General features: G+C 38.4%; 7 protein-coding genes. All 7 read left to right on the forward strand.

Going from position 1 to position 7,403, the window contains the following annotated elements; all coding sequences use genetic code 11:
- The first annotated feature begins 292 nt into the window (after positions 1–292).
- The 7 genes from PX481_RS14115 (at position 293) to PX481_RS14145 (ending at position 7,303) form a co-directional block, all read left to right on the forward strand.
- Complete coding sequence (locus PX481_RS14115) at positions 293–1,120, forward strand: sulfotransferase domain-containing protein (RefSeq protein WP_223210613.1); 828 nt, start codon at positions 293–295, stop codon at positions 1,118–1,120.
- A 251-nt stretch (positions 1,121–1,371) separates the two neighbouring features.
- Positions 1,372–2,652 carry a glycosyltransferase family 4 protein gene (locus tag PX481_RS14120; protein ID WP_288023350.1) on the forward strand — a complete coding sequence of 427 codons (1,281 nt, stop codon included), beginning with the start codon at positions 1,372–1,374 and terminating at the stop codon, positions 2,650–2,652.
- Positions 2,653–2,722: 70 nt separating this feature from the next.
- A complete protein-coding gene (locus PX481_RS14125; RefSeq protein WP_288023352.1) occupies positions 2,723–3,082 on the forward strand; it encodes a DUF433 domain-containing protein in 360 nt (119 codons plus the stop codon).
- Between the two features lie 101 nt (positions 3,083–3,183).
- Positions 3,184–3,921 (forward strand): Uma2 family endonuclease, encoded by a 738-nt coding sequence (locus PX481_RS14130; RefSeq protein ID WP_002758868.1) that lies wholly within the window; start codon positions 3,184–3,186, stop codon positions 3,919–3,921.
- 363 nt (positions 3,922–4,284) lie between these two features.
- On the forward strand, positions 4,285–5,217 hold the full coding sequence (locus PX481_RS14135; RefSeq protein ID WP_002758869.1) for a class I SAM-dependent methyltransferase: 933 nt from the start codon (positions 4,285–4,287) through the stop codon (positions 5,215–5,217).
- Between the two features lie 23 nt (positions 5,218–5,240).
- Entirely contained in the window at positions 5,241–6,188 is a 948-nt protein-coding gene (locus PX481_RS14140) for a glycosyltransferase family 2 protein (protein ID WP_002758871.1), read from the forward strand.
- Between the two features lie 44 nt (positions 6,189–6,232).
- Positions 6,233–7,303 (forward strand): glycosyltransferase family 4 protein, encoded by a 1,071-nt coding sequence (locus PX481_RS14145; protein WP_288094792.1) that lies wholly within the window; start codon positions 6,233–6,235, stop codon positions 7,301–7,303.
- Positions 7,304–7,403 lie beyond the last annotated feature (100 nt).

The raw sequence follows: 7,403 nt of genomic DNA on the forward strand, positions 1-7,403 counted from the left end.
AAAAGCCACTCTTAATCGTGTCTTGGAACGAAATAGAGGCTTTTAAAGACTGCGTACATGGAGAATTAAAACAAGAATTACCCTCGAAAAGCCTATTTTTCCACTAAGTATTTATGCTCATTGCAAAGGTGAGATGCTCCCCCTGTGTATCCAATAGAATATCATCTGAATTATACTTGGATTTTCCTACAATAGGCATTCCAAAAGTATAAATTATGTGTTATTATATCTGTAAATCATATACGCTTTTGAGCTATTCGTAATGTTATTGAGCAAATTATCTCATAAAATTGTGACAAAAATTCACAGTGTCACATTGCAGAAAAAAATTATCAGTGTTTATAAAAATACGGAAAACCCCAAATCGGCTATCTTTTACACCACTCATAAATGCGCTTCGAGTTTTGTGCCTCAATTATTTAGTGTAATCTTGAAAAATTCTGATTATGAATTGGTGGACTATGCTGGAGCCATCTGGCATTTGGGAAATAAATTTAATTTAGGCACTCCTCACATCGATTGTCTCCAAAATTTCCTAGAAAAATCCTACAGCGACCTTTATTCTCTTCATGGTAAAATATATGGGCCGCAAAGAGTTCCTTTGGATTTTCCCGGTAGAGATAAGTTTAAAAATATTTTCTTTCTCAGAGATCCAAGAGACGTGCTTATCTCTGCTTATTTTTCCTTTGCTTTTACCCATCCTGAACCTCTGAACGATATTAGTAGGAAGGAGTTTCTTGAAAGAAGGAAAAGACTACAAGAACAGGGGATAGATCAATATGTTCTGGAAGAATCGAAGACTTGGGTAGTACCTTTGTACAATAAATACAAGCATCTTCGAGATACTGCTCAAAACTCTATTTATTTAAAATATGACTTTTTCACGGCTCAAACCCCAGAATTTATTGAGAGAATTGCCGAATTTTTAGAATTAAATCCTTCTCAAGAAGAAATTGCTCGATTAACGACAAAAGCTAACCCAGTTCAAAAGATAGAGGTTATGAAACATCAGCGTTCTGGTAAAACTGGTCAATATCTAGAAAAGTTACATCCAGATACAGTGGATAAACTCGATCATATTCTAGCAGAAGTTTTATCTGACTGGGAATTTCCTCTGTAATTCAACGATCCTTGGCTTTTTTTAAACTAAAAGTTTCAGAGTGTTACGGCGGATTCATGTTTGTTCTGGTACATTTTTCACGCCGAAAGGCTTATCCAATAAGGATTTGTCTGTGCCAGATGGATAGAGTAACCGCCGTATTAGTTGAAAATTAAAGTCTTGATATCCGTAACATTAACTTTATTGACTTTGATAAATACCGCTCTTAGAATAAGGAAAACTATGTAAATAGAAAAGATGTTATTTAAATTATGAAAGTATGTTTACTAAGTAATTCTGATGGTCAAGGAGGGGCTTTTATAGCCGCTCATCGTCTGCATAAAGGGTTACATCGGATCAGTGTAGCAGCGACTATGCTAGTTAATGATAAAACGACTGATGACTATACTGTTTTATCGCCAGCAAGTAAATTAATGAAGGGGTGGACAAAGCTAATACCTGCGGTTGATCACTTGCCCTTGTCATTATATTCTCAAAGAGAGAGAACACCTTATTCTATCCAATGGCTTCCCGATCGCCTTGTTTCTAGAGTAGCCCAAATTAGTCCAGATATTATTAACTTACACTGGATTAATGCCGGGTTTTTACAAATTGAAACCCTAGCCAAATTTAAGCAACCTCTTGTTTGGACGGCTCACGATATGTGGCCTTTTACGGGTGGTTGTCATTACAGTGGAGAATGCAATAAATATACTCAATCCTGTGGTCATTGTCCCCAATTAAAAAGTCAGCAAGATGGGGACATTTCTCGTTGGGTTTGGTGGCGAAAAGCCAAAGCTTGGAAAAATCTCAATCTGACTATTGTTACCCCCAGTCAATGGTTAGCAGATTGCGCTAGAAATAGTTCTCTATTTCAGGATTTACGGATAGAAGTAATTGCCAATGGCTTAGATATTCAAAAGTATAAACCAATCGAGAAAAACACTGCTCGCCATCTCTTAGGATTACCCCAAGATAAACAGCTTATTCTCTTCGGTGCTATGACGGCAACAAGCGATAACCGAAAAGGGTTTCATCTGCTGCTGCCTGCCATAAAAAAACTTAGTCAGGGGGAAATATGGCAGCATAAATTAGAGTTAGTGGTCTTCGGTGCCTCTGAACCGATTAATCCGCCTGATTTTGGACTGAAAACCCATTATTTAGGCAGATTAAATGATGATATTTCCCTAGCTTTAGTCTATGCCGCCGCCGATATTTTTGTTGCTCCCTCAATTGAGGATAATCTTCCCAATACAGTCATGGAAGCTCTCGCCTGTGCCACTCCCTCTGTGGCCTTTAAAATTGGTGGAATGCCTGATATGATCGAACATCAAGAGAATGGTTATCTGGCCAAACCCTTCGAGGTGGAAGACTTGGCACGGGGAATTAATTGGGTATTAGAAGATACAGAAAGGTATAACCAATTGTGCATTCGGGCAAGGCAAAAAGTGGAGCAGCAATTTACTTGGGAGTTACAGGCAGAAAAATATTTAGAGTTATATAGCGATATCTTGAGCAAGAGCAATAGACATCGCCAAAAATCTATACCTTAGTCATAGCAATGATATTCCTACTTGGTAGTGCGATTTCTTATCCTTTTAGCTAAACAGCAACATTGCTCCTATGAAATTAGCCTCTATCCCAACAAAGCAGTACATCGAGCAACGAGAAGAAGAATATTGGATTGAAGGAACTCGTATCTCCCTTGATTCAGTTGTCTATTCTTTCTTGAACGGAGAATCGCCCGAAAGCATTGCCCAAAATTTTCCACTCCTTTCCCTCGAACAGGTTTATGGCGCGATCGCTTTTTATCTGGCCAATCGAGAGCTTGTCAATGCCTATCTGAAAAAGGGTGAAGCCGAGTTTCAGCAACTACAACAGTCTTGTAGAGAAAAGAGTCCTTTGCTGTACCAAAAATTGAAGGCAGCTCAAGCCTATAATATGTGCTTAAAAAAACTCTACTCTCCTGGAAGAAGGCTATAACTACTGTGATATTTTGCCCCCATCTGAAATTCTAGTCAGTAAAAATTTTCCCTAGTGCTAGAGGAAAAAGCTCCTTAAGTCTAATCACCAGCGTAGCTCCGATGACTTCAACTATTGCCCCTTCTCGACTTTCACTGCCCACCCAAGATGAATTGCCCTGCGATGACGGCGTTCCCATGGAAACCCAACGACATAAACTCCAGATGGATATACTCATAGATACCTTGTTACCCTGGTTAGCTGCTAGGGAAGATGGCTATGTAGGCGGCAATATGTTCGTTTATTTCAGCGCCGCACAGTTAAAAAACGAGGAATTTCGCGGTCCCGATTTCTTTGCTGTCCTGGGGGTTCCCAAAGCGGAAAGAAAAAGTTGGGTGGTTTGGCAAGAGGGGAAAGCTCCCGATGTGGTTATCGAACTCCTTTCTGAAAGTACCGCTCAACAGGATAAAACTGAAAAGAAAGCCATCTATCAAGACCGCTTGCGAGTACCAGAATATTTCTGGTACGATCCCTTTAATCCTGAAGACTGGGCGGGTTTTATCCTTAGAGACGGCAACTACGAGCCATTATCTCTAGAGATGGGAGAAAGATTTTTCAGTCAAAGGCTAGGGTTAGCTTTGGTACGCTGGCAAGGGGAGTATAAGGGAGTTGAGGCAGTTTGGCTGCGTTGGGCGACTTTTGCCGGCGATTTACTGCCCACGGAGTCAGAGCTAACTGAACAAGAGAGAATGCGGGCTGAACAAGAGAGAATGCGGGCTGAACAGGAAAGAATGCGGGCTGAGGATTTAGAAGCATTGCTCCAACGCTATCGAGAGCGTTTTGGGGATTTGCCAGAATAAATCTAGATGTTGACCGGCCAAAGTACAATGACTCTCCAGAAAGCTAATAGGATAGGAATATCAAGCATGGACAACCAATAACCTTAGAAAACTCTTGTTCGCTTTCTGGTGTTAGCTGGTTAAAATTTTTCTTTACAAGAAGTCGATCATCAGCTAAGATGTACCCAATATACCTATTGAATCGGGTCTTGAACTGGTCGGTTAATTAAATTGCCCATTATCGGTGACAGGCTGCCGCATCAGTATTTTGTCAAGATTTAATAGGCAACAACCAGCTAGTAATAGTTTGATCAAGGAGGCCAGTTCCCAGTTGGCTTTGACGACAAAACATGACAGTAAATATTAGTAGTGTAAAGGTTGACAATGTTGAATAAATTACTTAACCGTATGCAAACCGAACAGGGTAGAAAAAATATTAAATTTGCCCTGGCCAGAAAAATATTCAATCCCCTCTTAAGAAATATTGGCTACACCCTAATTACTGACCATTTTTATCAGCCGATACCCAACCGTCAGGAAATTATGACATACGCGGGCAAAGAAAGGCCTCTTAGCTCAATTGAATGGCATCTAGACAAGCAAACTGAACTGGTTAAATATTTACTAGAAAAATATGCTTTAGAATTTAACAATAAAGAAATTTTTTCAGCATTTGGTTATTCCGAAGATACTTCTGCTCTCATTAGTGGCGATGCAGAAGTCCTCTATGCTATGGTCAGAGAAAAAAAGCCGTCTCGGATAATTGAAATTGGCTCAGGTGGTAGCACTAAAATTATCGCCGCAGCTTTAAAAATGAATTTTATAGAAAATTCCCAAAAATCACAACTGATCTCGATCGAGCCTTATCCTCAAGATTTTTTAAAAGACTTTGCTAATGTTAGTAAAGATTTTCTAGAATTTAGTTTGCTTACCCAGAAAGTAGAAGCCGTAGATTTGTCTGTTTTTGAATCCCTGCAAACCAATGATATTCTGTTCGTTGATTCCAGTCATGTATTCAAGTCTGGCAGTGATGTGGAGTTTGAATTTCTTCAAGTTTATCCCCGTTTAAAAACAGGAGTCTTAGTTCATATTCACGATATATTTTTTCCCTATGATTATCCCATCGAATGGAATCTCAAAGAATCACGATACTGGAACGAGCAATACTTTCTAGAGACTTTTCTACAATTTAACAAAAAGTTTCAAGTTTTGGCATCCTTATCTATGGTATCTTATTACAAGAGTTCCGTATTTCTTGATAATATCAATGCTTATAATGAAGAACGATTACCTGGTTCTTTCTGGATGATTGCTTAAAGATTACTCGCTTCCAAACAATCATGAAAATAATTAATCTTAATCATAACTTTTCCACGACTCGCAAGCTCACTTCTGATCCCCTACAATATCCCATATTATCTCCACCAAATCCAGAACGTAAGGGAGAAGGGGGGTTGAGAACAAAGGGATATTTCAAGCACTCCTACGGGGAGACAAGTGAGTTATCGGAAAAATTTACAGTTCCTTTGGTTACTATTATAACGGTAGTTTTTAATGGAGAAAAGCACTTAGAGCAGACAATTCAGAGTGTGATTAGCCAGACTTATGATAACGTGGAATATATCATCATAGACGGAGGTTCCACGGACGGTACAGTTGATATTATACGCAAGTATGAGGAAGTAATTGATTATTGGGTAAGCGAACCAGATGCAGGAATTTCTGACGCTATGAATAAAGGGATAAGTTTAGCAACAGGAATTCTAATTAATCACTTACATGCAGGGGATAAATTTGCTGCTGACACAACCCTGTCGTCAGTGGTTTCATCTTATAATTCAGAAGGCTGGCGATGGTGTTTCGGTAATCAACTATTGAGAAGTCATACAGACGATACTATAGTGGGTTGCTTCTGTCCTCCTAAATTTAGTCAAAAACTACTTCACATAGTAAATACAATTCCCCATTCGACTGTTTTTTCTGAACGAGCTTTGATAGAAGAAGTAAATGGGTTTGACAATAATTATAAATGTGCTATGGATTACCATCTTTGGCTCAGGTTCACTCAATTATCAAAACCCAAACAATTTGATTATGCCACTGCTGAATTTTTACTGGGTGGTCGCTCCTCAGATATAAAATTAGCATTGCGGGAAGAATTTAGAGCTAGAAAGGAAGTTTTAAGGCAGTCAAAACTAGAATTATTGCTCTCTTTGGCAGTAGTAATAATGCGATATATTAAGCGACAACTGCGAATCACTACATTTGTCAAAAATAGTCCAGCATAATGGCAGTGAAGATAGATAATAAAAGTTGAGAGCAAATACGATATATGAAAATCGCTTATATTATTCCTCGTCTCAAAGATAGTGGATTAACGAGAATACCTCTGTGGCTGTCTAATAGTCTTTATCCTGAGCATGAGGTGAAGGTATTCTACTTTAGTGAAACTAATGCTCAAGAAAAATGCCTCAGCTTTAATGCTCCTGTTCAAAGAATAAGTTTCAACGGTTTTTGTCAGGAGTTAAAAAATTACGATATAGTCCACTCCCATGGATTAAAACCCGATCTGTACCTTGCCATTAATTACCATAAGATTAAAGGCATAAAGATTACAACCATTCATGGCTATCACGTCGATGAACTCAGATACGACAAAGGCTCTCTACTAGGTTATATATGGGGAAATTTATGGAACCTAGCCTGCCGAAAATTAGATTTAGCAATTTGCATAAGTCAGACAATGGAAAGATACTATCAAGGACTTGGCTATAAAAATACCACTGTAATTTACAATGGAATAAAAAAAATGGATGACAGTATAAAGACAATCAAAGAGAGTGATGGAAAAACTGGAGATAAAATTGTCATAGGTACAGTTTCTATCCTAAATAAAAGAAAAGGAGTGGAGCAAATTATACAAGTGTTACAGAAAAATACCCTGTACCATCTGATAGCAATAGGGGGAACATCTCAAGACATTAATCGATTGGAACTCTTGGCAGAAAAACTAGGAGTTGCCCAAAGATGTGTTTTTACAGGCTATCGAGAAAATCCCTGGGAAACCGCGATTAATATTGACGTTTTTGTTTTTCCATCTCGCTCGGAAGGATTTGGTTTAGCTCTAGTGGAAGCAGCTAATTTAGAAATTCCGATTATCTGTTCTGATATTCCGACATTTAGGGAAATCTTTCGAGAAAATGAAGTGACTTTTTTTCAGCTTGATGATATAGACGACTTGAACAACAAAATACTTATGTTAGATGAAATTAAAGACAAAGTTTCCCTGGCTAAGTTGAAAGCAGAAAAACTTTTTTCTTTGGAAAGTATGTGTTACAATTACTGTGACGAGTACAAAAAATTGGCTCTTCGGTTTGTGTTATGCAATGGACGGGGGTTATAAGGGATGGAACCCTTACATAGAAAGGCATTTAGCGATTTTTGTCAATTGTTTTTGCTCTAGAGCAAACTAATCAATTAAGTCTCTTACCAGATAAGGATTT

This window comes from Microcystis sp. M53603_WE2 (assembly GCF_030065435.1).

Excerpts from the sequence above, each read along its gene's own strand:
- PX481_RS14135 (WP_002758869.1), top strand. The coding sequence starts at position 4,285 with ATGTTGAATAAATTACTTAACCGTATGCAAACCGAACAGGGTAGAAAA.
- PX481_RS14140 (WP_002758871.1), top strand. The coding sequence starts at position 5,241 with ATGAAAATAATTAATCTTAATCATAACTTTTCCACGACTCGCAAGCTC.
- PX481_RS14120 (WP_288023350.1), top strand. The coding sequence starts at position 1,372 with ATGAAAGTATGTTTACTAAGTAATTCTGATGGTCAAGGAGGGGCTTTT.
- PX481_RS14130 (WP_002758868.1), top strand. The coding sequence starts at position 3,184 with ATGACTTCAACTATTGCCCCTTCTCGACTTTCACTGCCCACCCAAGAT.
- PX481_RS14145 (WP_288094792.1), top strand. The coding sequence starts at position 6,233 with ATGAAAATCGCTTATATTATTCCTCGTCTCAAAGATAGTGGATTAACG.
- PX481_RS14125 (WP_288023352.1), top strand. The coding sequence starts at position 2,723 with ATGAAATTAGCCTCTATCCCAACAAAGCAGTACATCGAGCAACGAGAA.